Origin of the sequence: Faecalibacterium prausnitzii (assembly GCF_003287405.1) — a bacterium.
Classification (GTDB): domain Bacteria; phylum Bacillota; class Clostridia; order Oscillospirales; family Ruminococcaceae; genus Faecalibacterium; species Faecalibacterium intestinale.
In genome coordinates, this window is the sequence record NZ_PRLD01000008.1 from 31,050 (window position 1) to 55,342 (window position 24,293).

Here is a 24,293-nt window from a genome sequence, read left to right on the forward strand (position 1 = left end):
CCCGCGCTCTGCTGTTGATAAGGAGGCATCAGAATGGATGAAACACAAATCAAACAAATTATTAAGCGACAGCCCCTTCATGGAACTGCGCTTCTGGACCCGCGCTGCAAAATTCTTCTCTTAGTCTGTATCGGTTTTGTCAGTTATTTTCTGGCCGGAGAAGTGGTCAGCCTTGCGCTCATGCTGGTTTATGGGCTGTTCATTGCCTTAGGTAATGGCGGAAAATGGGCCGCAAAAATGATAATAACTTATATCGTTGTGGCTTATCTTAATGCCTTGCTTCGCTATGTTCAAGTTCCAGTTTTGAGCGTGATTATGAGCGTATTTGGCGTGACCGTTCTGAAACTGATTCCCATTGTAATGATGGGGCTCTGGATATTGCGGACCACTTATATGGATGACTTGATGGTAGCCCTCCAAAGAATGCGGCTGCCGCAGGCAGTTACGATTCCGCTTGTGGTCATGTTCCGTTATATTCCTACCCTACGGATTGAATATCGGCAAATCCGAAGCACAATGGATATTCGCGGTATCAGCGATACAGTGTGGAAGCGGGTATGTCACCCATTAGCAACCATAGAGTACATTTTGATACCGTTGCTGATGCGCTGCTTGAAAGTTACCGATGAACTGGCGGCCTCCGGCACAACGCGTGGTCTGGAATTGGAATGTAAGCGGTATGCACTGCGCCCGATTCGTTTTGCATGGCCGGAAATTGTGGTATCACTGCTTGGTATCCTCTTTTTGGTCGGACTGCTTTTTATTGACCAGACCCAAATCGGCAAAATCATTTTATGGAGGGTATGACGATGATCTCATTCCAGAATTTCAGCTTTCGTTATGAAGAAAGCAAAGATTTTACCCTCCGCGGCATTGACATGACTGTACGGACCGGCGAGTTTATTCTTCTGACCGGGCGAAGTGGCTGCGGCAAGACAACGTTGATTCGTTCCCTCAATGGACTTATTCCACATTTTTACCCCGGTGAAATTAAAGGCGATCTGCTTATGGATGGACATTCGCTTTTGGAAATGAAGCCCTCCGAACTGGCCGGACAGGTAGGAACTGTCTTTCAAGACCCACGCTCACAGTTTTTTATGACCGATACCACACGAGAATTGGCGTTCGGCTGTGAAAATCTCGGACTGGCCCGTGAGGAAACCATTGACCGGATTGCACGAGCAGCCAAAGAATTGGAGTTGGTCGAATACCTGAATCGAAGTATTTTTGCGTTATCCAGCGGAGAAAAACAGCAGATTGCGATTGGCTCTGTTTATGCGCTTGCCCCAAAGGTCTACATCTTTGATGAACCATCGGCCAATCTGGACTATGCCGCCACCAAACGGCTTGCTGAAATCATGGAAAAGCTCAAGAGTGCCGGCTATACCATTTTTGTAGTAGAACACCGCTTTTACTATCTGCGAGATTTGATTGACAGAGCTTTTCTGATACAGAATGGAAAAATTGAGCATGAGTTTACAAGGGAACAGTTTTGCTCTTTGCCCGAAGAAACACGAATTTCTTATGGTCTGCGAACCGCATACCCGGAACGTGATGCAGAGCATTATCAGGAAAAGCCGCATTCTCAAAATACAACGCACTTACTAGAAGTCCACGATTTAGGCTTTGCCTACAAGAAAGGTCCAGAAGTATTCCAAAATGTCAGCTTTGAAGCTCATTCGGGGGACGTGATAGGCATTTTAGGCCATAATGGTGCCGGAAAAACAACGCTCCTGTCTATTCTGACTGGCCTGTTGAAACAGCGGCATGGAGAAGTTCGTCTTGATGGAAAAAAGCTCACACCCCGGCAGCGGCGGTCACTTTCCTATCTTGTTATGCAGGATACAGACTATCAACTCTTTGCCAGCAGCGTGGAAGAAGAACTTTCCCTTGGAATGCAGGAAGATTGCAAAGAAAAAATAGATGCAGTATTGAACGCATTGGAGCTGTCGGACTATCGGGAAAGACACCCAGCATCGCTTTCAGGCGGTCAAAAACAACGGGTTACCATTGGAGTGGCAATCGTAAAGGACAGCCTCGTAATCTACTTCGACGAGCCCACCAGCGGCTTGGATTATGATTCTATGGTGCGTGTCAGCAAGCTGATTGAACAACTTTCCGATTCCGGGGTAATCGTGTTCGTGGTTTCTCATGATTTTGAATTTATTGTCCGTACCTGCACAGAGGTTGTGCAGCTGGATGATGATGGAACAATTCAAAATCAGCAGTTATCGCCAACGGTTTTGAAATCTCTTTCTGAAAAATATTTCACATGATAGGAGGTTGGACTTATGTTCCAAAAAGTATTTGAATATGCCGGACCTCATAAAAAAGGCCTCTATGTTGCAACAGCCATCGTGCTGGTCAGTGTTCTGCTGGGTGTTTTTCCCTTTGTGCTGGCATATCAGGTAATTGCACCGCTGGTCATGGGGGAGGCAATCACTGCTTCCTTTATCATCCAGCATGTCATACTGGTCTTGGTATGTCTAGTGCTGCAAGCTCTTTTCTATGGCTGGGGCCTGAATCTCTCTCATAAAGCAGCTTATGACACGCTGCTCCGTCTGCGGACGGCTCTGCAAAAACGGTTTGAAAAACTGCCGCTGGGTGTTATTCAGGACAAAGGCACTGGCACCGTGAAAAAGCTGTTCGTGGACGATGTAGACAGTCTGGAAGTTCTGCTGGCACACTCTATGCCGGAGGGCATCGCCAACCTGATGGTTCCCATTGCAGTTTATGTGGCAATGTTCTTTGTAGACTGGAAGCTGGCACTGTTATCTTTGGCATCCATTCCGCTTAGCTTAGTTGCCATGATGACGATGTATTCCGTTGGTATGAAGAAAATGGGACCTTACTATATGGCCGGGCAAAAGATGAACAATACCATTATTGAGTACATCAACGGTATGGAAGTCGTCAAGGTTTTCAATAAAGACGCAGATTCTTACGAACGGTTCCGCAAAGATATATCAGATTATCGGAACTATACACTGGCATGGTATAGGGCGGCATGGCCGTGGATGGCGATTTACAGCAGCCTGCTTCCTTGTACCATCATCCTAACCCTGCCTGTGGGTGCATGGTTTGTCCTCTGCGGCTGGTCGGCTCTGCCCAATTTGATTTTGGTGCTGTGTCTTTCTTTGAGTATCGGTATGCCGCTGCTGAAATCTCTTGGCTTTCTGCCAACCATGCCCCAGCTCAACTATAAAATCTCCGCATTGGAGCAGGTGTTGGATGCGCCGGAACTTCAGCAGACGAATGATAGCTTCCATGGAATAGATGACACCGTTACTTACGACCATGTTTCTTTCGCTTACCAGACAACACAGCCCGGCCCGGATGGAAAGCCCGCGGTGGTTGAGGATGAAGTTCTCCATGATATTTCCTTTACGGCAAAGGCTGGACAAAAAACTGCTCTTGTCGGTGAATCTGGCTCCGGCAAGAGTACCTTGGCAAAACTGCTGATTCACTATTATGACCCGCAAAAGGGCAGCATTTCCATCGGCGGACAGAAACTTTGCGATATGAGCCTTGAAGCATTGAACAGTCGTATCTCCTATGTGGCGCAGGATCAGTATTTGTTTAATACTTCTCTGCTGGAAAACATCCGGCTCGGTCGGTTGACTGCAACGGATGAAGAAGTAATAGAGGCCGCAAAGAAAGCTCAGTGCATGGAGTTCATTGAAAAACTTCCGCAGGGCATTCACTCCATGGCAGGCGATGCCGGAAAAATGCTCTCCGGCGGTCAGCGTCAGCGTATTTCTCTGGCGCGAGCAATCTTAAAGGATGCCCCCATTGTAGTTCTTGATGAAGCAACAGCCTATGCTGACCCCGAAAATGAAGAAAAGATGGAAGCAGCCATTGCAGAACTTGTAAAAGGCAAGACCCTCGTGGTGATTGCTCACAAACTGCCCGCCATTATGAATGCCGATCAAATTTGTGTCATCGACCACGGAAAATTGGTAGCAGCGGGTAAGCATCAGGATTTGATTCGCTCCTGCCCTGAATATCAGAAATTGTGGAAAGCCGCACAGGACAGTGCCGAATGGAAAGTACACACTGCAAAGGAGGGAGCCTAAATGTTTGCGATGTTTTCAAGAATTTTGAAACTTTCCGGCCGTTATAAAGGCCGTATTCAAGGTGCATTCGTTTGTGCGTTTTTGGAATCCATTTTGTCAAAAATGCCAATCGTTCTTGCCTTTGTAGTTTTAAGCCGCTTTGCAGCTGACACACTGACCAGCCAGACTTGCCTTTATATCGGCCTTGGACTTGCCGTAGCAGTGTTGGTGCAAATTCTTGTTCATTACCTCAGCGACAGCCTGCAAAGTGCCGCAGGATATTTGATGTTTGCGGATAAACGCATGGAACTGGGTAGCCATCTGCGGAAACTTCCGATGGGCTATTTTACTTCCGGCAACATTGGCAAAATCAGCTCTGTTCTTAGCACGGATATGGTATTCATTGAAGAAGTCGCTATGAGTACGCTGGGCAACATGATGGGCTATCTGCTGTCCTCCTTGATTCTGCTGGTATTCATGTTTTATTTGAACGTACAGCTTGGTTTGATTGCTGCCGCCGTCACGGTTCTGGCATGGCTGGTGTCAAAAGGAATGAACAAGGTTTCCCTGCGGGAAGCCGCAGAGCGGCAGGAGCAGAGCGAACGGCTGACCGATGCGGTGCTATCCTTTGTGGAGGGCATTGGCGTCATCAAGAGCTACAACCTGCTGGGCGAAAAATCAGAAGAACTGACTGACAATTTCCAGCGTTCCAGAAACACCTCCCTTGCTTTTGAGCAGAAAATGACACCATGGACAATGAGTCTGAATATCCTTTACGGCATTGGTATTGCGGCGATTTTCGGCTTGTCGATTGTATTGGAACAGCGCGGCGCACTTCCGCTGGCCTATGTGCTTGGTGTTCTGCTGTTTGTGTTTGACCTCTTTGGACCGCTGAAAGCTCTTTATGGGGAAGCATCTCGCCTTACCGTTATGAATGCAGCTCTTGACCGCATTGAAGCAGTCCTGAATGAGCCTGAACTTCCCGACACGGGCAAGCAGCATCTTCCTGCACAGGCACAGCCGGGACAGCCAGAAGTTCAGTTTAACGATGTTGTATTTGCTTATCAGGACAAAGAAGTTCTGCATCATATCAGCTTTGCCATGAAGAAAGATTCTATGACTGCTTTAGTCGGACCTTCTGGCAGCGGAAAGTCTACCATTGCCAATTTGCTGGCTCGGCTTTGGGATGTAAAATCTGGCAGCATAATAATAAGAGGTATGGACATTCGGAACATGCCTTTGGCAGAGCTGATGGAGCAGATCAGCATGGTATTCCAGCGAGTGTACTTATTCCAAGATACCATTTACAACAATATCAGCATAGGCAAACCGGACGCCACAGAGGAAGAAGTCTATGCAGCTGCTAAGAAGGCCCGATGCTATGATTTCATCATGGCGTTGCCTGATGGATTCCAGACCGTAGTTGGTGAAGGCGGTGCTACACTCTCCGGCGGTGAAAAGCAGCGCATCTCGATTGCACGCTGCATCTTGAAAGATGCCCCTATCATCATTTTGGATGAAGCTACCGCAAGCGTAGATACTGATAACGAAAGCTATATTCAGGAGGCCATCTCGGAACTGGTAAAGGGCAAGACACTTCTCGTAATCGCCCACCGTCTGAATACCATCCAGAACGCCGATCAGATTTTGGTCATTGACAACGGCCAGATTGCACAGCAGGGCACTCACGAAGAACTTTTGAAGCAGCCCGGCATTTATCAGGAGTTTGTCAACATCCGAAAGAATGCGGCTGGATGGAGCCTTGCTTAACAAAATTCAGCGTATGCGATGCGGAGGTTCCATTGTGCGTATATCATAATCCGTCCGCATAGAAACAAATAGGTAAAAAATAACGCGGCCGGGCACATCGAACCCGACCGCGTTATTCGTCTTTTTGAAATGCTTCCGCCTGTTTGCAAAGCGCAATATATTTTTCAATTTCCGCCTCACTTTTCCCGGCAAAGAAGTCTACAACTGTTTTTGAAACCGTCTGATTTACCATGTCTGGAAAAATGGCAGCATCCACGCTGATATTTAACTCTTTGGCGACAAGAGCCACCGTTTCAAATTTGGGGTTACTCTGGCAGGTTTCCAAATCTATGATTGTACGGGCGTTCATATTGAGCCGTTCAGCCAATTTTCTCTGTGTCAAATGCTGCCGCTTACGTTCTGACCGCACTTTCCATGCAAACAAGTCAAGAGGATTGTTCACTATACATCACCTCTACCTCATTGTAGGGTGTGCTATCGCTCATATAAATAACCATACAACTCACATTGTGTGAGTTATAGCTCATAATTTGAAGCAAAGAGCTATATGGATAAGAGTATCAAAATAAAGGAGCGCAAAATAAAATGGGGCTTACCGCCCACTCGAAAAGCCCTAACACCAATTAAAAAAATATTCAAATAACGTAGGGGCGAGCCATACTCATAGAAGTGAGTTGTGGCTCGCTTTTTATATACTTCAATTCACATCCGATAAAGCCCCGCATTTTGACAACCTACGATTGGGTATCGGATGCCGTTCTCCGCCTCGTTTTGCTCCGGCCTATAAACCCGAACAGAACGAAAGGAACAATTCTATGAACGGCAGGAAAAATTTTCATATCAATCTTAAAAATCAGCCAAATGAACCCGTTGGTGAACGAGTAGTGAGCGAAAGGGGAAGAAAAGAGCTGCCTCCCAGCACGAGGGGAGGTGAAAACTTGAAACCAAACCGCTACTACGAACACAAGCAGCACGCCTTTGACAGCTACTGCAAAAAGGTGTTGAAATGCGAGGCATGTAACGGCTATCGGCAGATCAGCCGTCATCAAAAACGTTTTGCATCTTTGGAAGAACTGTCCGAGGCAGATGTGGCCCAGCTTGCAGTTTACGATCGTTACTCATGGGAGTATACGGCTTTTCCCGTGGGAAATGCTGTTGTGCTAATCGAGAACGACCGATTGGCCACAGCACTTCTACGGCTGTCACCAAAAGACCGGGAAATTTTTATGATGCACTGGTTTCTATGGATGACAGACGAACAGATAGCAAAGTGCATGGGCATGGCCAGAAGAACGGTCAATACTCGCAGGTATAAAGCCTATCGGCTGCTGAAAAAGCTGATGGGAGGTGAAGCGGATGACTAAATCTGCGCACACACGGGCATCGCTGCTTCCTTACCCGATAATCGCTGCCGCTGTTGCAGGAGACGCCGAAGCAGTGAGCCGGGTAGTCCGGCATTATTCTAGCTACATTGCTGCACTGTCAACTCGGACGAGCTATGGCTCTGACGGCTATCCTCGTCTGCAAGTTGATGAAGAACTGCGCAATCGTCTGGAAGCAAAACTGATAATTGCTATCCTTGATTTTGACTTGACCTGATTCAACGTAGGCATCGTGTGCTGTTCCCCTTTCCATACGGTGCCTTTTCTAGTTCTTTGACAAAGAAAGCCCGCAGGACAATGGCGGTGCATCATAGGGCAAACGGATACGTTGCTGTCTGTATCGAGCCGGACGGCGGGTGCGCCACGATGCTTTTCTTTGAAAAGTGGAGCGATCATCACCACGCCGCAATGCAAGCGCGGCTGCTTGCGGGCCATGACATACAGGCAGGCTGATACTCCCTTACCGTCAAAGTCCGAGCGTTCAGAGCGTCGCAGGCAATGAGTAGGGCTGCATGAGGAATGCAAGGGTGAGATTCCCGTGGGCTGCTGCCAGCAGCCGTCCGTTGGCTCGTTTTTTGATTTTTAAGAAAGGGGATTTTTACGATGCAAGCGAAAAAGACAAACCCGGAAAAAACAAAAAATCCAGAGATGCTTACTCTGGATTCGACTTATCGTATTGGCAATCGCTCCTTTATCGTTGAGCCGGTGTTCAAAGAAGAAAGCTCCCAGACCTTAGGAGAAGTTCTTCTCCGGCTGATGAAATCCGAAAGCGAAAAATTATAATGACCTTTCGGGAGGCAGCGGACAGAGAAAGCGGATTGTGTTATAATATAGGTGTACAAGTGAATTTGCTATTCGACTGTCCCAAGAAAGGAGCGAGTATGAAACAGTCGAGTAACAAGAAATCCCGTGAAGCAACCGCTTTTCTCTATGAGCGTCTTTCCCGTGATGATAATTTGGAGGGCGAGAGTTACAGCATCGGCAACCAAAAGAAACTGCTCACCAAAGTTGCAAAGGAAAAAGGCTATACCAATCTGGTTCACTTTCTGGATGATGGCATTTCCGGCGTGACCATGAACCGTCCCGGTTTCGTTGAAATGATGCAGCAACTTGAACAAGGGAAAGCCTCCGCTGTGTTCGTCAAAGACCTTTCCCGTCTGGGCCGAAACTATATTGAGGTCGGACGGCTGACAGAAGAATTTTTCCCGGACCATGACATCCGACTTGTTGCCGTTTCGGACAACATCGACACGGCCGAGGGAGAAAATGAACTGGCACCCATCCGAAACCTGTTCAATGAGTGGTATGCCCGCGACATCAGCAAGAAACGCCGTATCAGTAATAAAATCAAAGGCAACTCCGGCGAACCGATGGGACTTCCTCCCTATGGATATATCAAGGACCCGAACAATCCCAAGCATTGGGTCATTGATGAAGAAGCTGCACAAGTTGTCCGGCGCATTTTTGATATGACGTTGGAGGGCTTTGGCACGGAACAGATTGCCACCCAGTTTGAAAAGGAAGGCATCCTGACGCCGCAGGCCTACTGGATTCAGAAAGGCATCGGCCGTCCCGGAAAGACCAAGACGCGCCCCGCCACCAAGTGGAATGGCTCCACGATTACCCATCTTCTGTACCAGCAGGAGTATTGTGGTGATGTTCTGAACTTCAAAACCTACTCCAAGTCCTACAAGAATAAGAAGCGGATTCATAACGACCCGGAAAATTGGGTGGTGTTCCAAGATGTTCACGAACCCATTATTGAACGTGCCGTGTTTGAGCAGGTACAGCAGAAGCGTGGAAAGATGCGCAAACGCCGTACCAGCAACGGAGAACACAATATGTTCTCTGGCTTGCTTGTCTGCGCAGACTGCGGCTGCAATCTGCATTTCCACTTCAATCAGGGCAACCCGGAAATCAAGTATTTCAACTGCTCCAACTACAAGGGCAACCGTGGCACCTGCCAATCCACCCACTACATCAGGGTAGACTTTCTGGAAGAAGTGGTGCTGGGCGAGATTCGGCGGCTGACCAAGTTTGCCAGCCTCTATGAGGACGACTTTTTGAAGGCTATTATCGGGCACTCCCAGCAGGCGGACGAAGCCGACCGCAAGCTGAAAGAGAAAGAGTTGAAAGCACTCCTTGCCCGTGATGAAGAACTGGACGGCCTTTTTGAGCGCATCTATGAGGACAATGTTTCCGGCAAAATCTCTGACGAACGCTTTTCCAGAATGTCCCGAAGATATGAGGACGAGCAAAAGGAGCTGACCGAGAAAATCAAACAGCTCCGCTCCGAAATCGAAAAGCAGAGCAGCCGTACTATGACAACGGATATGTTCATCCGTCTGGTTCGCAAGTACACCAGAGCAAAAAAGCTGACACCCCGGATGCTGAATGAACTGGTGGAAAAAATCGAAGTGTTCAATGCAGAAAAGGTCAATGGTGTATGGGAGCAGCGGCTCCGCATTCACTACAACTGCGTGGGCACCATCAAGATTCCAAGCGCACTTCCTTTGCCGACACCTGATGTGTCGGTGAATACAAGAAAAGGCGTAGTTGTGAACTACGCCCCTTGTGATGTCGCTATTTAGCAAATAAAAAATGACGAATGTTCTTTGACAGCTAAATGCTGTAAGAACATTCGTCATGGTGCGGATAAGAGGACTTGAACCTCCACCGAGTTGCCCCGATTAGAACCTGAATCTAACGCGTCTGCCAATTCCGCCATATCCGCATATTCCGTTGTGTTCCTGCACCGCAGCGCCGGGAACAATAGTTATTATACCAGATGCAGCAAAATTGTCAAGCACTTTTTCAAAAAACTTTTCATCTTTTTGGAAAGGATCATACTTTCGCATTTTTTGTAGGCAGTGCGGTTACGGTGTCGGCTGCGCAAGCGTTTTTTGCCGTCTTTCCGGCATTTGTAAACATTCTGCAGCACATTGCGTGTACTGTGCACCGTTTTGGATTTGACAGAGTTTTTTCTGCGATGTAGAATAGAGTTACTGCTTTGTTTAAAATAACATAGAGGAGCGTTTTGCCATGCTGTATTTTGAAAACGACTACTGCGAGGGTGCACACCCCGCTATTTTGCAAAAGCTTACCGAGACCAACTTTGAAAAAGTCTCCGGCTACGGCACCGACCCCTACTGCGCCAGCGCCCGGGAGAAGATCCGCGCCGCCTGCGCCTGCCCGGAGGCCGATGTGCAGTTCATCTCCGGCGGCACACAGAGCAACGCCATCGTCATCGCATCCATGCTGCAGCGGTGGCAGGGCGTAGTGGCTGCTGCCACCGGCCATGTAGCCGGTCATGAAGCCGGTGCCATCGAGTACACCGGCCACAAGGTGATCACCCTGCCGCAGCACAACGGCAAGCTGGACGCCGCCGAGCTGCGGGAACTGGTGGCTACCTTCTACGCCGACGACAATCACGACCACATGGTGTTCCCCGGCATGGTGTACATTTCCCACCCCACCGAGTACGGCACCCTTTACACCAAGGCAGAGCTGGAAGCCCTGCACGCTGTCTGTCAGGAGTACAAGCTGCCGCTGTTCTTAGACGGTGCACGGCTGGGCTACGGTCTGGCTGCCGAGGGTACGGACGTAACGCTGGCCGACCTTGCCCGGCTGACCGATGTGTTCTACATTGGCGGCACCAAGGTGGGTGCGCTGTGCGGCGAAGCTGTGGTGTTCCCCCACGGTGCACCGGCACACTTTATGACCATGGTCAAGCAGCAGGGTGCACTGCTGGCAAAGGGCCGGCTGCTGGGTATCCAGTTTGATGTGCTGTTCACCGATGATCTGTACTTTTCCATCAGCAAAAATGCCATTGCCACGGCCAACCGCCTGAAGGCCGGCTTTGCGGAAAAGGGCTACCGCTTCTTTATGGATTCCCCCACCAACCAGATCTTCCTTGTGCTGGAAAATGCCCAGCTGGCTGCACTGAAGGGCAAGGCAAAGTTCGGTTTCTGGGAGAAGTTCGATGACACCCATACCGTGGTGCGCATCGCCACTAGCTGGGCCACCCGCATGGACGAGGTGGAAGCGCTGCTTGCGCTGATGTAACGCACTGCTTTATGTAAGGTTGCTTCTTGCTTTTTGCAGGATGATATGGTATCTTTTATATATAGGTATAGTTTTCGGGAGCGGCAGGTTGAGATCCGATAGTTCCCTTGTCGCTTTTGAACATTGATTAAGAAGGAAGGACATTCACCATGGGCTTTTTTGACAAACTGTTCGGCGGCAAGGCCAAGGACGAAAACACCAGCAAATTCACCAACCAGAGCAAGACGATCCTGACGCCGCTGCAGGGCAAGGTGCTGGCACAGGCCGACATCCCTGACGAGACTTTTGCACAGGGCATTCTGGGCCCCGGCTGCGGCATTGAGCCCACCGGTGATACCGTGTACGCTCCCTTTGACGGCACTGTGACCCAGATCGCCACCACCCTGCACGCTGTGGGCATAACCAGCAGCGAGGGCACCGAGCTGCTGATCCATGTCGGCATGGATACCGTGGACATGAAGGGTCAGGGCTTTACCGCACTGGTCAAGGAGGGGCAGAAGGTCACCGCCGGCACTCCGCTGCTGAAGGTCGATCTGGATGCCATCCGCGCAGCCGGCCATCCCACCGCAACCGCCATCATCGTGACCGATGGCGCGGACGATGTGAAGATGCTGGCCGAGGGCGATGTTGTACCCGGCACTCCGCTGTTCAAGGTTTAAGCTTTCATAAGATAAAACGGCTGCTGCACTCTCCCGTGCAGCAGCCGTTTTTTCGTTATTCTTCTGCCGTATTCCACGGCTGCGGGGTGCTTTCCAGCGGCTGTCCGGCGGCAAGGGCGCGCTCCATCAGCAGGGCAAGGTAGGCGTCCTGCAAGGCATCTGCCAGCGGGTACACCTCCGCCCCGCCGGCAAGATAGCCCTGCATCCTGTCCAGAAAACAGGCGATGGCAGTCTCGTCCTCGTTAAGCCCTGCCTGTGCGGCGGCAGCTGCCAGCGGGTCGGGCAGCGGGGTCAGCAGACGGCACACCGGCTCTCCGACGGCATCCAGACAGCGCAGGGTATCATCGAACAGCTCGCCCCGCTCTCCCTGCACACTGGTGTGGGTGCTGCGCAGGTAAGAGTGGTACTGCACGCCGTTAAAATCCAGAAACGCCGTGCCGCCGCCTGCAAATTCCAGCGTGTGCTGCTGCAGGGTCTTTTCCACCAATGCGCCGTTATGCACCGCACCCCAGCGGGAATCCGTTTCGATGATTTTCTCCGTCCAGCTGCGTCCGGTCACCCGCACCGGCTGCTGCCCGGCATTCAGGAACAGCCGCGCCAGACTGACCGCGTGGTAGCCGTGCGCCACCGACAGCCGGGCAAACTGCGGCGTGCCCAGCGCGCCGCTGCGCACTGCTGCCAGCCGTTTTGCCAGCGTGGGGTACAGCCAGTACTGCTCTGCCACCTGCAGCTTCGCGCCCTGCCGGTGCAGCTGCCAGAGGGCGCGCAATGCGTCCTCCTCCAGCGCCGCCGGGGTCTCGCTCAGCACGGCAAAGCCCCGGGCAAGCCATTCGGTGCTGACGGCGGCGATTGACGCTTTATTCACTGCCACCACCACAAGGTCCGGGTGCAGGGCAGCGCACTGCTCCGCCGAGGTGCTTACCGGCACGCCGTATTCCCGGTGCATTTTTTCGGCCTTTTCCTCGGTACGGCAAAGCATGGCGCACAGCTCGAACCGCTCCGGCAGCGTCTGCGCGATGCGCCAGTAAAACAGCGACCGCCAGCCGGAGCCTACTACGATAAACCGCAGCTTAGCCATTTGCCTGTTCCTCCTGAATATGTTTTTGCAGCTCCTGTTCAAACCGTTCTGCGTCCAGCGGCAGAGTGATCTTTTCGCCCAACCACGCGGACAGGTACGCGGCATCGGTCAGTTCCAGCGCCCGCACGCCCTCCACGCCTGGGGCGGTCAGGGGCGTGCCGTGCAGGATGGCATCTGCAAAGTTTGCCAGCATTTCCGGGTAAGGCTCTGCCTGCGGTGCAAACTGCTCAGTGGTGGTGGTCTCGGTAAGCTGCTGGCGCTCGGTGCAGTCTGCGGTACGGCGGTAGGTCTCAGTGTCTGGCGTGTAGGTGTGCAGGGTGAGGGTGTCCTCTTCCAGCAGGGCGGTGCCCTTGGTGCCCACGATCTCCAACCGCTCGGTGTAGCTGCCCTCGCCGGTGGAAAGGATAAAGGTTGCCGTGCGCTGCTGCGGGTACTCCATCAGCAGGGTAGCTTCATCGTCCACCATAAAATCGTTATACTTACCGTATGGTATCACAGCATAAATACTCTCCGGCATTCCGAACAGCCACTGCCAGATATCCAGAATATGCTGTCCCTGATTGAGCAGCGCGCCGCCGCCCTCCCCTGCCCAGCTGGAACGCCAGCTGCCGGAGCGGTGGTACATCCATGTGCGGAAGTAGCGGCTGTTTTCCAGCTGCACCCGCTTGACTTCGCCAAGAACCTCATCATCCAGTAATTTTTTAAGTCGCATATACTTTTTGTAGCGGCGCTGATGGAACATCATGGCGAAAACAAGGCCGCTTTTTTCGGCGGCGCGGTTCATTTCCAACGCCGGTGCCAGCGCGTTTGCGCTGGGCTTGTCGCACAGAACGTGCTTGCCGTGAGCAAAAGCCTGCATCACCAGCGCCGGGTGGGTTTTGTGCGGGGTGACCACCAGCACGGCGTCAAACTCTTCTGCATAATCGTACAGCTCCTCGGCGTTGGGGCACACCCGTACCGTATCCGGCAGGGTATCTTTTGCCCACTGCTGCGCCCCGGCGCTGCGGCAGACCACGGCGGTCAGGCGCAATGCCCCCGCCTTTCCTTCTGCGATCATCTGGGCATACTTGCGCCCCATGACCCCGGTGCCAATAACGGCTGCACGTACTTCCTGCATGATGTTCCCTCCTGTTTTTCCACAATGCGTTTTGTTATGGGGGAAAACTGCCTTTCACCCCTTCAGGTTTGCTTCAATGGCGGCTTTGTCCAGCCCCTCGCCGATGACGATGACTACCTCCTGCCCCTGCGGGATGGGCGCAAGGGTGCAGCCGGCGGCGGTGGCGTTCAGCTCCAGCCAGCCGCCTGCCGGGGCAGGCGCAAAGCCCTTGACCCGCAGCACCTGCCCGCACTCCGGCGCTGCGAACAGCCGCTGTGCGGCAGCCTGCAGCTGCTGTGGGGTGAGGTGCAGTTCCAGAAAGCAAAGGGAGGTAAAGGCCGCGTGCTGGTCAAAATGCAGCTTTTCGCAGCTGGCCTGCCGGTAGCCGCAGGCGGCAAGGGCTGCAAGGTCTGCATCGGTCAGGGCAGCCCAGTCCTTGGCAAGGATCTCCCCGGGCGCAAAGCGGCGGGAGGACTTTGCGGCTTCCAGTGCACGCTCCAAGTGGACAGCGGCGGCAGCGCACTGGGCGGGCGCTGCCAGCTGGGCGCGGCTCAGCAGCACGCGGCCCGCGTTCATGGTCTCGGAAGCCAGCAGGTACTCTGCCTGCGGCGAAAGCGTTTCCGGCAGAAGGGCGTCCACAATGGCAATGACGCTGCCCAGCTGATACCACCGGTCCAGCGGGTCGTCCCGCAGGATATCGAAAAACTCGTCCACGTCAAAGATGCCGCTGGGCTCCACCACCACACGGTCAAAGCCGCGCATGGCCATGGCGATGAGCTTGGTACGCATCCGACGCTGGTGGGTGTCGCAGTCGCAGCCGCCGCTGATGGTCTCCACATCGCAGCCGGGGCCCAACACCTCCTGCACCAGCATGGCGTCCACATTTACTGCGCCAAAATCGTTTTCCAGAATGCACACCTTATGCCCCTGCTGCACCAGATACCGCACATAGCGGCGCAGAAAGGTGGTCTTGCCTGCGCCCAAAAAGCCGGTGATGAGATCCACCTGAACCATATCTTTTTACCTCCGTTGCAAAAACCCTCCCAGCGCCGCAGCGCCCGGGAGGGTTTGTACTCTTAGTCTTTTTTCTGGCGCTGCAATTCCCGGATGATCGCAACTGCCTCCGGCGCGATATCCCCCGGCACAATGGCCGGGCGTGCCAGAAAATAGCCCTGCAAAAGGTCTGTGCCCAGCTCGATGACCGTGCGCAGCTCGGCGGCGGTCTCCACACCCTCGGCAACGATCTTCATGCTGCGGGGGTGGGCGTAGGCCACCACATTGCGCAGGATCTGCTGCTTGTCCGGCGAGGTATCGATGCCCCGGATGATGGCGATATCCACCTTGATGAACCGGGGAGCAAGCTGCAATAGCGTATTCTCGTTGGAATAGCCGCTGCCGTAATCGTCCAGCGCAAACATCCCGGAAAAGCCCGGTGCATTGCGCTTTTTCTCCAGTGCTTCGTAGTCGATAGCTTCCTCTTCGGTGATCTCGACGACCATGCGGTGGCACAGCTCGTGCCAATGGTTGTTTATATATTTGCCGTCCTCATGCGACAGGCAGGTGTTGGCGATGGAGTTGACAAAGAGCATGGCCTCCTCGGACACGCTGCCCGCCCGGCACAGGCTGTCGAAGGTCTCCAGCGCCTTGGTAAAGGTGATGCGCTCGATCTCGTACAGTGCCCCCTGCTCCCGCGCCAGCTTCATGATGGTGGCCGGGGAGCGCAGGGTGGGCAGGTCGGAGCGCATCAGCGCCTCGTAGGCGACCACCCTGCCGCTGCGTGCCGAGAAGATGGGCTGGAAGCAATAGAACACCTGCGCATTGCTGAGCAGCTGCCGGAACTCCCGGCGGGTGCGCTCGGCGTAGGCTTCGCGGTTGTACACCCCGATGTCGAACTCCTCCACCCGGCCTTTATCCGCGTGCTTGACCTGATACATGGCAAAGTCGGCGTATTTTTTCAAGGTCTCCCAGTCCTGCCCGTCGTCCGGGTACCACGCGATGCCGCCGGAAAGGCTGATGTGCAAGGCGTTGCCGCTGGGCAGCAGCGCCACGCTCTGCTGCATGGCATTGGTCAGGCGGTCGATCTTTTCCCGCACGGCGTCCCGGCTGCGGTAGCCGTGGAACAGCACAAGGAACTCGTCGCCGGAAAGGCGGGCGCAGACCGTCCCGGCGGGGGTATTGTCCCGCAGGCACTGACCGGTGCGGCGGATGTACTGGTCGCCCCAGTCGTGGCCGTAGGTATCGTTGATGTGCTTGAGGTTATCCAGATCCATCATCATCAGCGCCGCCACACCCATGCGCTCCGGCGCGGCGAACAGCTCGGTGCACACCCGGTTGAAGGCCTGCCGGTTGTACAGCCCGGTCAGGATATCGTGATCGCGCTCGTGCTCGATGCGCTTCCGCTCCAGCACAGCGGCGGTCACGTCCTCGGCAAGGCCGATCTTGGCGTGTCCCTCGATGGTGCTGCGCAGCATGATGTACCGCACCCCGTCCGGCTGCTGAATGGTCAGCAGCTCGTCCCCCTCGGCGGTGCGGGCGCAGGGGTTCTTTTCCCGGATGTCCTTGAGCACCTCCTCAAAGCGGCGCACGCTCAGCGGCTTGCCCTGGATCTTGGGCATCCCCAGCAGCGGGAAGAAATTATCGGTCACGAACACGCTGCCGGTGTCGGTGCGCAGCTCGTAGCCGCCGATCTCCACACTGGCCATATCCATGATGCGCAAAAACTTGGTGGAGTTGGTCACCAGCTCCTTGTTCAGCTCGGTAATGGTCTCGGCAAAGCGGTCCACCTCCCGGATGGCCGTGCGTGACAGGTGCGGAAAGGTCTTTTTCTCCTGCGCATCTATCACCTCGCGGTACAAATGGTTGATGGGGCTGGCCAGCCGTGCCGAGACCAGCAGACTGCCCAAAACGCTCAGCACCAGTGTGACCACTATGGTGGCCAGCAGCAACTCGCGTACCCGGTCGGAAAAAGCCAGCAGCACCGACTGCTCCATGGTACCTGCCAGGAACCACTTTTCAGCGGCAAAGGGCGCGTTGCGGTTATACACCTGCAGCGGCTCCAGCACCATGTAATAGCGCTTATCGTTCAGCTCCACCCAGTTGCCGCCGGTGCCGTTGCTGCGGCAGTTCAAAACGCCCAGCGGTGCATCTGCCGTTACCAGATCCTCGCCGGAGGTCACGGTCTTGCGCAGGGAGAGCACGTCGTCCGTCAGCGCATCATCGGTAGTGGTCACGATAAAATAGGTGCCTGCCTTGTCCTCGTCCAGCTCGGTGAAAGGCAGCTTTGTTTGCAGATAGTCAGTGAGCAGTTCCACGCCCACCACGCCGTATACCGTGCCGTCCGGTAAGATCAGTGGCAGCGAGTAGGCAATGGCGTTCCGGTCGTCCCCTGCCAGACAGTAGGAGTTTGTGGTCCAGTGGCCATAGTTTTCTGCCGAAAGGCTGGCACCGCTCTTATACGCAGCCTGAAAGACCGTGCGCAGGATGCCGCCCTTGGTATTGGCCTGATAAGGGAAGGCGGGCTGCCAGCCCTTATCCGTGCCGATAGCCAGCTCTTTTACCACTGTGGCGCTGGCGCGTTCCAGCAAAAGGTCGCTGTTGCGCTCCGAAGGGCGGGCATCCGGGTCCAGATCCCGCAGGTAGATGCCGGGCATTTTTTTGCCCACCTCGCAGGTGTCCAGATCGTGGGTGTTCAGCATGATAAAGATGCCGGTCACCTGCTTTGTGCGCAGAGTGTCCAGAAGCTGCGGGGCAAGCGCTACCAGCAGGGCATCGCTCTGTTCGCTGCTGTTATCCAGCGTATCCAGCGAGATATCGCCGCTTTTCAGCAGCTGCTGGGTGGTGGCGGTGATCTGCTCGCTCAGCTGCTCCAGATCCTCCGCGTTCCGCAGGATCTCCTGCACATAGCTGGCGCGGTTGCGCACCCGCATGGTAAGCAGATCCTTGGCGTTTTCGTCCAGCTGTCCGGTCACGTTGACGGCAAGGATGCTGGCGACCGCCATCAGCAGCTCCACCGCCAGCACCAGCATCATGGTAGCAAAAATATTGTAGAACACGGTTCTTTCCGGTCTGTTTTTCAAGCGCTGCCGCTGGCGCTCTTTCCATGCGTCAAACATCGCCCTGCCTCCTTTCCGTCTTTTTCCGGGCGGTCAGCCCTCGTACTGCTGTAACTGTGCAAGGGTAGCCTGATACCACGCCTCAAAATAGTCGTCGGTCAAAAACTCTGCCATGGCTGCTTCCGCGCTCTGGCCTGCGGCGATGCGTTCCAGCACCGTGTCCCGGTCGGCACTGGCCTGATCGCCCATGCTGTATTCCAGCACCTTGCGGACTGCATTGCCGCCTGCAAAGGCCGTAGGGGTGTACAGCTCGTTTTTGCGCACTGTGTCCACCGCGCCGGGAAGGACCTGCTCCATGGTGTCGGTCAGTTCCAGCCCGCTTGCGCGGATGGCGTCCATGTCGTTGGCGGCGGTGGTCACCGGCAGATAGCCCGACTCCACCGCGAAAGCGATGTTATTCTGCGGCTCGGTGAACCACTTTAAAAAGGTGACTGCGCCGTTGATCTCGGCCTCGGTGCCGGTGGTGACCACCATGCCGGCACCCTGCTGCACCGCCACCTTTTCGCTCCCGGCAAACCGGGGCGCAGGCAGCACCTTCATCTCGATATCGTGGACTTGGTTATCCCCGGGCATCACCTGCTTCGGAAAGAAGGTGGCACTGGCACAGGAGCCTACACAGCCCAGCAGTGCACCGGTTTTCACGTCATCGCTGCGGAAGCGGCCATTCGCAGCAAAATACCCCTTGACGAAGGGCACATAGTAGTTATCCCACAGCTTGCGCACCACATCATGGTCAAAGTGCAGGGTCATTTTGCCATTGTGCACTTCAAAAATTTCGCAGCCCAGCTGCTTTGCGCCCACAATCATATAGTTTGCCATGGCATCCCTGCCAAACAGTGCCTTGCCGCCGGACCAGTTATAGTACTGCTCGGCTACCGCCGTCACGCCCTCTATGGTGGAAAGGGCACCGTAACGCACAAAGGTTTCCTTTGCGAACCGCTGCCAGTCGGTATCGTTAAAGAACATCAGCTCGGTGGATTTTGCCACCGGGAAAATTTTTATGCTGCCGCTGCCGTCAAAATCGCCCTCGGTGATATAGCCGGGCACAAAGGCGGCCTGTTCATCCTCGGTCAGGTAGTCCTTTAAATCCACCACCATGCCCATCTGATCCAGCTTGTACGCGGTATCTGCGTAGGCGGCAAAAATGGTAGGCATCTCCGCAGAGCCCACCTTGCCCTCGGCAGCGTCCATCACGTTGGCTTCCAGATCATTCACCGTGCCCTGACTGGAGCCGGACACCCGGATGCCCTTTTCCTTGCCGATGGTCTCGTTGAAGGTGCTCACAAGGCGGTTGAAGCTTTCCAGCTGGTCGCCGTTGTAGTAGTTCCACACCGTGATGTCGGTCACTTCTTTTTTGCTCTTTTTTGCATCGCAGCCGGACACTGCCAGTGCCGCTGCCGAGACCGCAGCCGCTGCCAGAAAACTGCGGCGCGAGATCTTATTCTTCATCCCATACCCTCCCAGCGTATACAGGCGCATTTTACCCCATACTACACTATTTTATATAATACCACCATTTCTGCCATAGTGTAAACTATTTCTTGAAAAATCTGGTAAAAAAGTGCAGATGACGAATTCCAGTCTGGTTTTTTGGCAGTTCTGTCAAAAAACACGTCACAAACGCAAAAAAGCCCCCGCCGACAGAGGGAAAAAGTGTCGGCGGGGGCTCGGGGAAATGTCAAATCAGGGGTTCAGGGCTCAGTCGTCTGCAGCTTCGTCCAGATTGCCCAGCTTCTTGGCCTGCTCCACAACGGCAGGCACCAGCATCTCGGGCAGGATCTCGTAGCGGGCAAACTCGGTAGTGAACCAGCCGCGGCCCTGCGTGGTCTGCCGGATAAAGGTGGTAAAGTTTGCAAGCTCTGCCAGCGGCACCTCGGCGATGATGGTCTGCAAGCCGTCCTCGTCCGGCTCCATGCCCAGCACGCGGCCGCGGCGCTTGGTCACATCGCCCATGATGTCGCCGGTGTTGTCGCCCGGCACATGAGCCTTCAGGGTGTGGATGGGCTCCAGAATCACGGGGCCAGCCTCCGGCATAGCAGCCTTATATGCCAGCTTTGCAGCCATGATAAAGGCCATTTCAGAGCTGTCTACCGGGTGGTAGCTGCCGTCCAGCAGGGTAGCTTTCAGGCCGACCACAGGGTAGCCTGCCAGCACGCCCTTTTCGGCAGCCAGACGCACGCCCTTTTCCACAGCGGGGAAGAAGTTCTTGGGCACGCTGCCGCCGAACACCTTCTCCTCAAACACCACCTGCTCGCTGTCGCAGGGCTCGAAGTTGATGATAACGTCACCGAACTGGCCGTGGCCGCCGGTCTGCTTCTTATGGCGTCCCTGCTTCTGGCAGGCCTTGCGGATGGACTCGCGGTAGGCGATGCGGGGAGCTTCCAGACCGATCTCCACGCCGAACTTGTTCTTCAGCTTGGCCTTGACCACGTCCAGATGCTGCTCGCCCAGACCGCCGATGACCTGCTGATGGGTCTCGGCGTTGTTGATGTAGCACAGGGTGGGGTCTTCTTCCATCAGGCGTGCCAGTGCGCTGGAGATCTTGCCCTCGTCGCCCTTCTTGGCAACGGTAACAGCCATGAACAGGCTGGGCTTGGGGAACACGGGTGCAGGCAGCTTGACCACGCGGTCTGCATCGCACAGGGTATCGCCGGTCTTTGCGCTCACCAGCTTTGCCACAGCGCCGATATCACCGGCACCGATGCCGTCGTTTTCCATCTGCTTCTTGCCAAGGACGGTCAGGGGTTTGGTGATCTTTTCCACCTCGCCGGTGCGGGCGTTGGTCAGCGGCTCGCCAGCGGTCACCTTGCCGCTGATAACGCGCAGATAGCTCAGCTTGCCCACGAACGGGTCGGCCACGGTCTTAAAGACGTAGGCGGCAGTGGGCTCGTCCTCGGTGCAGTGCAGCTCCACCGGCTCGCCGTTGGCGTCCTCGGCCAGCGTGCTGGCTTCGTGCTCCGGGCTGGGCAGCAGCTTGTGCATATTGAACAGCAGCATATCCAGTGCCTGCAGGTTTACGGCGCTGCCGCAGAACACGGGAGTGATCAGGCCGTCCTTAACGCCCTTGCGCATACCCTCCACGATCTCCTCGGTGGTAAAGGGCTCGCCGCCGAAGAACTTTTCCATCAGCTCATCGTCGGTTTCTGCGATAGCCTCGCTCATGGCCTCGATCAGGCCCTGGAAGCGGTGGCCGATGTCCGGCAGATCTACCTGAATCTGCTTGCCGCTCTCGTACTTAAAGGCCTTCTGGCTGAACAGGTTGATGTACACGGGGGTGCCGTCATCCAGCTTTGCGGGCACGACACAGGGGCAGACGGTGGAGCCGAAGCGGATCTTCATATCCTCAAGGATCTTGAAGTAGTTGGCGTTTTCCAGATCGCACTTGGAGACGAACACCATGGTGGCCTTGCCATTTTTGCGTGCCAGCTGGAACGCCTTTTCTGCGCCCACGGTAACACCGCTGCGGCCAGACACGCACACCAGCACGCTCTCGGCGGCGCGGATGCCCTCGTACTCGCCTGCTTCAAAGTCGAACAGACCCGGTGCATCGATCAGGTTGTACTTGATGCCCTCGTACTCCACCGGCACAACGGAAGCCGACAGGCTGGCCTTGCGCTTTGCTTCCTCGGGATCAAAGTCCGAAATCGTGGTACCGTCCTCAACCCGGCCCATACGCTCGGCAGCGCCCGAAAAATAGACCAATGCTTCGGTCAGCGTGGTCTTGCCGCTGCCGGCATGGCCGGCAATCAGAATATTGCGGATGTTGTTGCTTGCGTATTTCATATCGGTTTTTCCCTCATTTCCGCCGCACGGAGCGTTCTCTCCGTTTTTGTGGCATATTTTACAAAGATAATACCACATCCGAAACGATTTTTAAATATATCGTTTCAAAATTTAGCAAAAACGCCTGCCAAACTTCCGGGCACTGTTTTGTGCAAGTTGACATTGGGGTGTAAAATGGGCAGTCAGAAAAAACAGAATTCCCGGCAGCGCGTATAGGTGCGGAGCCGGGAGTTTTCGTTGCAAATATGCGGGTTTTATGATATGCTGTAAGTGCCGCTTCGGCGGTAAGGGCGTTGACCCAAAACGCAAGGCGGCTCTGTGTCCTCACTGGTTCTGCAAATTCACCCCAGAGTGAAGCAGGTGTCAGGAGGGCAGCTTTTTGAAGTGATCTCTCCTGATGCTTTCGGCGGAAGGAGGGATGTTGGATGTCGATCTCCGAGATTCTGATGCTTCTGACGCTCATCGTCACCATCGTACATGTGACCTTTGAAATCACATGGAAACTCGAGCAGAGAGAAAAACACCATGACAACGGCAAAAAGAAAAAGTGACCGCCAGCGCTTCCCCAAGCCACGGTCACTTGATCTTTTGGTCATTTGATCCATGAGGAGCGGAGCCGTTTTGCCGGGCAGCGCTCTTTCTATTCGTAGTATAGTCTATTTTTCCGGGTTTGTCAAGCCGCAGACCCGCATAAAGGGGCAGGAGGTTTTACGCGATGAAACGCGAGGATTATATCAACTGGGACGAATATTTTATGGGCATTGCGCTGCTTACCGCCATGCGCTCCAAGGACCCCAACAGTCAGGTAGGTGCGTGCATCGTAAGCCCGGAAAATAAAATCCTTTCTCTGGGCTACAACGGGATGCCCATGGGCTGCAGCGATGACGAGATGCCTTGGGAGCGGGAGGGTGCCCCTCTGCAGACCAAGTATATGTACGTCTGCCACGCCGAGCTGAACGCCATCCTCAACAGCGCCCACAACAACCTGAAGGGTGCCCGGGTGTATGTGACCCTGTTCCCCTGCAACGAGTGCACCAAGGCCATCATCCAGTCCGGTATTGCCGAGGTGGTGTACTACGGCGACAAGTATCACGACAGCGATTCCAGCATTGCGGCACGGTTCATGTTCGAGCACGCCGGTGTCCGGCTGACCCCCTATAAGCCCACCGGACGCCGGGCAGAGCTGGAACTGTAAGCTCCCTCTTGACCTTCCTGATGCAACGTACTATAATAGGATCATAGCCTGAATAAATATTCAAGAGTGCTTGCATAGAGAGGGAAATATACAATGGAACTGAAAAATCGCAGCTTTTTGAAGCTATTGGACTACACCCCTGCCGAGATCGGTCAGCTGCTGGAGCTGGCCGCTGACCTGAAAGCCAAAAAGAAGGCCGGTATCCGGCACGACCAGCTGCGGGGCAAAAATATTGCTCTGATCTTTGAAAAGACCTCCACCCGCACCCGCTGCAGCTTTGAGGTAGCCGCCCACGATCTGGGCATGGAAGTGACCTATCTGGACCCCTCCGGCAGTCAGATCGGCAAAAAGGAATCCATCGCCGATACCGCCCGGGTGCTGGGACGGATGTTTGACGGCATCGAGTACCGTGGCTACGGCCAGCAGATCGTGGAAGATCTGGCGCACTACGCCGGTGTTCCGGTGTGGAACGGCCTGACCAACGAGTTCCACCCCACCCAGATCTTAGCCGATTTCCTCACCATTCAGGAGCATTTCGGTCATTTGAAGGGCATCCACTTCGTTTACTTCGGCGATGCCCGCTACAACATGGGCAACAGCCTGATGGTGGGCTGCGCCAAGATGGGTCTGCACTTTACCGCCTGTGCACCCAAAAAGTATCAGCCCGACCCCGCGCTGGTAGAGCAGTGTCAGGCCATTGCCGCCCAGACCGGGGCGACCCTCTCCTTTGAGGAGGACCCCGTCAAGGCCGCAAAGGGCGCGGACGTACTGTACACCGATGTGTGGGTGTCCATGGGCGAACCGGTAGAGGTTTGGGCGGAGCGCATCCACGATCTGGCTCCCTACCAGATCAATCAGGATCTGATGAATATTGCAGGCCCGGATGCAGTATTTATGCACTGCCTGCCCGCCTACCACGACCACAAGACCACCGTGGGCAAGGAGATGGGCGAGCGCTTTGGCCGCGATGCCATGGAGGTGACCGACGAGGTATTCGAAGGCCCCCAGAGCATCGTGTTTGACGAGGCCGAGAACCGGATGCACACCATCAAGGCGGTCATGGCGGCCACCTTGGGGTATCAGGAATAAAGAGATAAG

20 protein-coding genes and 1 tRNA gene are annotated in these 24,293 nt (G+C 54.5%); 13 read left to right on the plus strand and 8 right to left on the minus strand.

Annotated features, from left to right (window positions below; all coding sequences use genetic code 11):
- Positions 1 to 33: 33 nt before the first annotated feature.
- The 4 genes from C4N24_RS09070 to C4N24_RS09085 are packed head-to-tail and all read left to right on the plus strand — an operon-like array spanning position 34 to position 5,825.
- Entirely contained in the window at positions 34 to 807 is a 774-nt protein-coding gene (locus tag C4N24_RS09070; RefSeq protein ID WP_097778662.1) for an energy-coupling factor transporter transmembrane component T family protein, read from the plus strand.
- The gene (locus tag C4N24_RS09075; RefSeq protein WP_097778661.1) at positions 804 to 2,276 is read left to right on the plus strand and encodes an ABC transporter ATP-binding protein; all 1,473 of its coding nucleotides are present in this window, start codon (positions 804 to 806) and stop codon (positions 2,274 to 2,276) included. Before C4N24_RS09070 ends, C4N24_RS09075 begins: the two co-directional genes overlap by 4 nt.
- A gap of 15 nt (positions 2,277 to 2,291) precedes the next feature.
- Positions 2,292 to 4,076: an ABC transporter ATP-binding protein gene (locus C4N24_RS09080; protein WP_112091142.1), complete on the plus strand. Its 1,785-nt coding sequence runs from the start codon at positions 2,292 to 2,294 to the stop codon at positions 4,074 to 4,076.
- Complete coding sequence (locus C4N24_RS09085; protein WP_112091143.1) at positions 4,077 to 5,825, plus strand: ABC transporter ATP-binding protein; 1,749 nt, start codon at positions 4,077 to 4,079, stop codon at positions 5,823 to 5,825.
- A gap of 112 nt (positions 5,826 to 5,937) precedes the next feature.
- Here C4N24_RS09085 and C4N24_RS09090 read toward each other — a convergent pair whose 3' ends face one another.
- A complete protein-coding gene (locus C4N24_RS09090; protein ID WP_020990050.1) occupies positions 5,938 to 6,267 on the minus strand; it encodes a helix-turn-helix domain-containing protein in 330 nt (109 codons plus the stop codon).
- Between the two features lie 373 nt (positions 6,268 to 6,640).
- Between C4N24_RS09090 and C4N24_RS09095 the strand changes: the two genes are divergently transcribed.
- The 4 genes from C4N24_RS09095 (at position 6,641) to C4N24_RS09115 (ending at position 9,798) form a co-directional block, all read left to right on the plus strand.
- Positions 6,641 to 7,189, plus strand: a complete 549-nt coding sequence (locus tag C4N24_RS09095; RefSeq protein WP_005939123.1) for a sigma-70 family RNA polymerase sigma factor — start codon at positions 6,641 to 6,643, stop codon at positions 7,187 to 7,189.
- On the plus strand, positions 7,182 to 7,424 hold the full coding sequence (locus C4N24_RS09100; protein ID WP_020990051.1) for a helix-turn-helix domain-containing protein: 243 nt from the start codon (positions 7,182 to 7,184) through the stop codon (positions 7,422 to 7,424). Before C4N24_RS09095 ends, C4N24_RS09100 begins: the two co-directional genes overlap by 8 nt.
- Before the next feature lie 386 nt (positions 7,425 to 7,810).
- Positions 7,811 to 7,990 carry a hypothetical protein gene (locus tag C4N24_RS09110; protein ID WP_005927535.1) on the plus strand — a complete coding sequence of 60 codons (180 nt, stop codon included), beginning with the start codon at positions 7,811 to 7,813 and terminating at the stop codon, positions 7,988 to 7,990.
- A 98-nt stretch (positions 7,991 to 8,088) separates the two neighbouring features.
- A complete protein-coding gene (locus C4N24_RS09115) occupies positions 8,089 to 9,798 on the plus strand; it encodes a recombinase family protein (RefSeq protein ID WP_112091144.1) in 1,710 nt (569 codons plus the stop codon).
- A 56-nt stretch (positions 9,799 to 9,854) separates the two neighbouring features.
- Here C4N24_RS09115 and C4N24_RS09120 read toward each other — a convergent pair.
- Positions 9,855 to 9,941, minus strand: a tRNA-Leu gene (locus C4N24_RS09120).
- A gap of 308 nt (positions 9,942 to 10,249) precedes the next feature.
- Here C4N24_RS09120 and C4N24_RS09130 point away from each other — a divergent pair.
- Positions 10,250 to 11,272, plus strand: a complete 1,023-nt coding sequence (locus C4N24_RS09130) for a threonine aldolase family protein (protein WP_112091146.1) — start codon at positions 10,250 to 10,252, stop codon at positions 11,270 to 11,272.
- 149 nt (positions 11,273 to 11,421) lie between these two features.
- The gene (locus C4N24_RS09135) at positions 11,422 to 11,931 is read left to right on the plus strand and encodes a PTS sugar transporter subunit IIA (RefSeq protein ID WP_112091147.1); all 510 of its coding nucleotides are present in this window, start codon (positions 11,422 to 11,424) and stop codon (positions 11,929 to 11,931) included.
- Between the two features lie 55 nt (positions 11,932 to 11,986).
- On the opposite strand, the gene C4N24_RS09140 is transcribed toward C4N24_RS09135, so the two are convergent.
- The 6 genes from C4N24_RS09140 to C4N24_RS09165 form a co-directional block, all read right to left on the minus strand.
- Complete coding sequence (locus C4N24_RS09140; protein ID WP_112091148.1) at positions 11,987 to 13,009, minus strand: Gfo/Idh/MocA family protein; 1,023 nt, start codon at positions 13,007 to 13,009, stop codon at positions 11,987 to 11,989.
- Complete coding sequence (locus C4N24_RS09145; protein WP_112091149.1) at positions 13,002 to 14,126, minus strand: Gfo/Idh/MocA family protein; 1,125 nt, start codon at positions 14,124 to 14,126, stop codon at positions 13,002 to 13,004. Before C4N24_RS09145 ends, C4N24_RS09140 begins: the two co-directional genes overlap by 8 nt.
- A 54-nt stretch (positions 14,127 to 14,180) precedes the next feature.
- Positions 14,181 to 15,119 (minus strand): GTP-binding protein, encoded by a 939-nt coding sequence (locus tag C4N24_RS09150; protein WP_112091150.1) that lies wholly within the window; start codon positions 15,117 to 15,119, stop codon positions 14,181 to 14,183.
- A 62-nt stretch (positions 15,120 to 15,181) separates the two neighbouring features.
- The gene (locus C4N24_RS09155) at positions 15,182 to 18,217 is read right to left on the minus strand and encodes an EAL domain-containing protein (protein WP_112091151.1); all 3,036 of its coding nucleotides are present in this window, start codon (positions 18,215 to 18,217) and stop codon (positions 15,182 to 15,184) included.
- 33 nt (positions 18,218 to 18,250) lie between these two features.
- On the minus strand, positions 18,251 to 19,666 hold the full coding sequence (locus tag C4N24_RS09160; protein ID WP_112091152.1) for an extracellular solute-binding protein: 1,416 nt from the start codon (positions 19,664 to 19,666) through the stop codon (positions 18,251 to 18,253).
- Positions 19,667 to 19,915: 249 nt separating this feature from the next.
- Complete coding sequence (locus tag C4N24_RS09165; RefSeq protein ID WP_112091153.1) at positions 19,916 to 22,000, minus strand: elongation factor G; 2,085 nt, start codon at positions 21,998 to 22,000, stop codon at positions 19,916 to 19,918.
- 425 nt (positions 22,001 to 22,425) lie between these two features.
- Between C4N24_RS09165 and C4N24_RS15775 the strand changes: the two genes are divergently transcribed.
- The 3 genes from C4N24_RS15775 (at position 22,426) to argF (ending at position 24,284) form a co-directional block, all read left to right on the plus strand.
- On the plus strand, positions 22,426 to 22,551 hold the full coding sequence (locus C4N24_RS15775) for a hypothetical protein (protein WP_278320367.1): 126 nt from the start codon (positions 22,426 to 22,428) through the stop codon (positions 22,549 to 22,551).
- Between the two features lie 164 nt (positions 22,552 to 22,715).
- On the plus strand, positions 22,716 to 23,195 hold the full coding sequence (locus C4N24_RS09170) for a deoxycytidylate deaminase (RefSeq protein ID WP_112091154.1): 480 nt from the start codon (positions 22,716 to 22,718) through the stop codon (positions 23,193 to 23,195).
- A gap of 93 nt (positions 23,196 to 23,288) precedes the next feature.
- Positions 23,289 to 24,284, plus strand: a complete 996-nt coding sequence (gene argF, locus C4N24_RS09175) for an ornithine carbamoyltransferase (RefSeq protein ID WP_112091155.1) — start codon at positions 23,289 to 23,291, stop codon at positions 24,282 to 24,284.
- Positions 24,285 to 24,293: the final 9 nt, after the last annotated feature.

Bases quoted from the DNA above. Each gene is read 5' to 3' on its own strand.
- C4N24_RS09070 (WP_097778662.1), top strand. From the start codon at position 34: ATGGATGAAACACAAATCAAACAAATTATTAAGCGACAGCCCCTTCAT.
- C4N24_RS09075 (WP_097778661.1), top strand. From the start codon at position 804: ATGACGATGATCTCATTCCAGAATTTCAGCTTTCGTTATGAAGAAAGC.
- C4N24_RS09080 (WP_112091142.1), top strand. From the start codon at position 2,292: ATGTTCCAAAAAGTATTTGAATATGCCGGACCTCATAAAAAAGGCCTC.
- C4N24_RS09085 (WP_112091143.1), top strand. From the start codon at position 4,077: ATGTTTGCGATGTTTTCAAGAATTTTGAAACTTTCCGGCCGTTATAAA.
- C4N24_RS09095 (WP_005939123.1), top strand. From the start codon at position 6,641: ATGAACGGCAGGAAAAATTTTCATATCAATCTTAAAAATCAGCCAAAT.
- C4N24_RS09100 (WP_020990051.1), top strand. From the start codon at position 7,182: ATGACTAAATCTGCGCACACACGGGCATCGCTGCTTCCTTACCCGATA.
- C4N24_RS09110 (WP_005927535.1), top strand. From the start codon at position 7,811: ATGCAAGCGAAAAAGACAAACCCGGAAAAAACAAAAAATCCAGAGATG.
- C4N24_RS09115 (WP_112091144.1), top strand. From the start codon at position 8,089: ATGAAACAGTCGAGTAACAAGAAATCCCGTGAAGCAACCGCTTTTCTC.
- C4N24_RS09130 (WP_112091146.1), top strand. From the start codon at position 10,250: ATGCTGTATTTTGAAAACGACTACTGCGAGGGTGCACACCCCGCTATT.
- C4N24_RS09135 (WP_112091147.1), top strand. From the start codon at position 11,422: ATGGGCTTTTTTGACAAACTGTTCGGCGGCAAGGCCAAGGACGAAAAC.
- C4N24_RS09140 (WP_112091148.1), bottom strand. From the start codon at position 13,009: ATGGCTAAGCTGCGGTTTATCGTAGTAGGCTCCGGCTGGCGGTCGCTG.
- C4N24_RS09145 (WP_112091149.1), bottom strand. From the start codon at position 14,126: ATGCAGGAAGTACGTGCAGCCGTTATTGGCACCGGGGTCATGGGGCGC.
- C4N24_RS09150 (WP_112091150.1), bottom strand. From the start codon at position 15,119: ATGGTTCAGGTGGATCTCATCACCGGCTTTTTGGGCGCAGGCAAGACC.
- C4N24_RS09155 (WP_112091151.1), bottom strand. From the start codon at position 18,217: ATGTTTGACGCATGGAAAGAGCGCCAGCGGCAGCGCTTGAAAAACAGA.
- C4N24_RS09160 (WP_112091152.1), bottom strand. From the start codon at position 19,666: ATGAAGAATAAGATCTCGCGCCGCAGTTTTCTGGCAGCGGCTGCGGTC.
- C4N24_RS09165 (WP_112091153.1), bottom strand. From the start codon at position 22,000: ATGAAATACGCAAGCAACAACATCCGCAATATTCTGATTGCCGGCCAT.
- C4N24_RS15775 (WP_278320367.1), top strand. From the start codon at position 22,426: ATGTCGATCTCCGAGATTCTGATGCTTCTGACGCTCATCGTCACCATC.
- C4N24_RS09170 (WP_112091154.1), top strand. From the start codon at position 22,716: ATGAAACGCGAGGATTATATCAACTGGGACGAATATTTTATGGGCATT.
- argF (WP_112091155.1), top strand. From the start codon at position 23,289: ATGGAACTGAAAAATCGCAGCTTTTTGAAGCTATTGGACTACACCCCT.